Raw genomic sequence first — 1720 nt, 5'->3', positions numbered from 1 at the left:
AGTACCGGTGGTTACCGTTCCATTTGCTTTCGGATTGCGATAATCGAAATGAAAGGCGCGATTGATTAATGCGTGACCGTATAAGTCGTAAGCGCTTTCCGCATGTGATACAGCGGCGGATAGCTTCGGGTGATTCTTCTGTGGGGAAAAGGCGCCGCAAGCGATCTCGATCTTCGCGCGGGCGAACCGGCTCAGGCGGGCGCCGGTTGAACGGGTTTTTCGGGCCGGTAGCCAACTGCGTGACATCGGCCCCCGAATTGCGTTCGAACGAACGTCAGTCGTGGACGAAACTCAGCATTCGATCGGGCGCTGCATTAGATAGAATTTCATGTCGTCGCGGCCATGCAGCGAAATCGGAATCGGATCGCGATTAAAGCCGAGCATTTCATAGAACTGGTAGGCCGACTCGCGTGCCGTGCACCACAGCAGCGTGCCGCGCTGTTCGCGCACGTGGCGAATGGACAGATTGACCAGCAGACGGCCGAACCCCAGACCGCGGACCGACGGATGGACGGCCATGCCGCGCAGGCGCCAGGCTTCCGCGTTCGGCACGCCGGATTGTCCTTCTTTACATACGGATGCCACGGCGACAATAGTGTCGTTGTCACGAACGGCAAAATGCAGGGTGGTTGGCGCGTGATCTCCGTGTAAAGCGCTTCCCTCTTCATCTCCCGCCATCAGGATCGCGGCCCTGAGGGGATAGGTTTCTTCCGCACGGACGGCACAGATGGTAAAGCGCACACCTTGTGAAGTCATATAATTATCGGCTCTCTTCGTGACGCAGATTTTCTTCCAGTTTTCTTTCGGTATACCCACTCGCAAAATTAGCAGTTGCCGTGCGTTACCAGTAAGGGTAATTTCCTATCCGTCACTTCTTTTACAATCATACGCTAACTGCGATCACAGATGACGTCGAAAGTCTCGACAGATGCAGAGCTTGCCTACGAGGAGATCCGAGCGAGGATCTTTGACGGCCGCTTTGCGCCCGGGCAGAAAGTATCCCACCGGGGCCTGTCCGACGAACTCGGCTTCGGCCAAATGCCCGTGCGCAGCGCATTGCATTTGCTCGAATCCGAAGGGTTGGTCGTCGTCATCGAAAAGAGTGGCACCTATGTTGCGTCGCCGACTACCAGCGATCTCCGCGAAATTTTCGAAATGCGGCTGGCCCTGGAGAGTACCGCGGCGTTTCTTGCAGCGAGGTCGGGCGTGACGGCAGGCCTTCGCGACGCGGCAGCAAAAATGCAGGAACTGCTTGACCGGGACGTCGCGGACATCATGCTCGAGCAACGTATCGGCTGGGTGTTTCATCAGGAGTTGTTCGCCGCCGCACGGAACGTGCGTATCTCATCGGCGTATGGTCTATTGCGAGCCCAGACCCTGGCCCTGAACGAACTCCCGCGTGGCGACGCTGAAACCGTTCGGCGCGGCACGATCGAACACCTGCACATCTTTCACGCAATCGAAGCGAACGACGGCGAGCTGGCGCGTCAGCATATGTGGAATCACATCGTTGACGGTACGCCGGCACGGATCAAACTGCTAAAGGCACGGCATGAACACGAAAAATAAAGGGCTTTCCCTCCCGATGCAAATGCTTGGCGGGCTTGTCCTGGGCGCCGCTTGCGGCGTATTTGCTCCAGGCTTTGCCGCGAAGCTGGGCTTTCTGAGCGCGATGTTCGGCCACGCGATCAAGATGGTCGTCATGCCGCTGATTTTCCTG

At 57.4% G+C, this 1720-nt stretch carries 4 protein-coding genes; 2 read left to right on the top strand and 2 right to left on the bottom strand.

Annotation, left to right across the window (positions count from 1 at the left end; genetic code table 11):
- Positions 1-246: hypothetical protein (locus JMF90_RS40475; protein ID WP_236598116.1), on the bottom strand; the 246-nt coding region annotated here is incomplete at its 3' end.
- A 45-nt stretch (positions 247-291) separates the two neighbouring features.
- Complete coding sequence (locus tag JMF90_RS35930) at positions 292-756, bottom strand: GNAT family N-acetyltransferase (RefSeq protein ID WP_011549132.1); 465 nt, start codon at positions 754-756, stop codon at positions 292-294.
- A 150-nt stretch (positions 757-906) separates the two neighbouring features.
- Between JMF90_RS35930 and JMF90_RS35925 the strand changes: the two genes are divergently transcribed.
- Both JMF90_RS35925 and JMF90_RS35920 read left to right on the top strand, forming a co-directional pair.
- Positions 907-1569 (top strand): GntR family transcriptional regulator, encoded by a 663-nt coding sequence (locus JMF90_RS35925; RefSeq protein ID WP_011549131.1) that lies wholly within the window; start codon positions 907-909, stop codon positions 1567-1569.
- On the top strand, positions 1553-1720 hold a 168-nt coding region (locus tag JMF90_RS35920), incomplete at its 3' end, for a cation:dicarboxylate symporter family transporter (RefSeq protein ID WP_201326236.1). The genes JMF90_RS35925 and JMF90_RS35920, both read left to right, overlap by 17 nt.

Source organism: Burkholderia sp. E168m23, from assembly GCF_016586125.1.
GTDB lineage: Bacteria > Pseudomonadota > Gammaproteobacteria > Burkholderiales > Burkholderiaceae > Burkholderia > Burkholderia orbicola.
The sequence above is the reverse complement of the archived record's forward strand: the minus strand, read 5'-3'. Positions and strand labels throughout refer to the sequence as shown.